Genomic DNA, 264 nt, shown 5'->3' with positions numbered 1-264 from the left:
CACGTAAACACGGTACAATGTACCTGACATTTCCGGATACACCAGCACGTTTTGGTCGGTAACAACGTCACCTTGTAATTCCAAATAATGTTGGAATTCCTTAAGTTGCACAGTCAATGTGGAAACCAAAGGCAATTTGGAGTTATCGTCCAGTTCCAAGATGGCCTCGTCCAATTTTTTGACTTGCTCTTCCAGCGTTTTTAGTTCTTGGGTAACGGCGTTACGTTTTGTCCTAATGGCCTCAACGTCCTTGCTGGCAATTAC

1 protein-coding gene is annotated in these 264 nt (G+C 43.9%); it reads right to left on the bottom strand.

Going from position 1 to position 264, the window contains the following annotated elements; translation table 11 throughout:
- On the bottom strand, positions 1 to 264 hold a 264-nt coding region (locus SB717_RS36710; RefSeq protein ID WP_410907995.1), incomplete at both ends, for a hypothetical protein.

It is taken from the genome of Priestia sp. SIMBA_032, assembly GCF_046535215.1.
GTDB classification, from domain to species: Bacteria; Bacillota; Bacilli; order Bacillales; family Bacillaceae_H; genus Priestia; species Priestia aryabhattai.
This window is presented reverse-complemented; position numbering and strand designations above follow the sequence as displayed.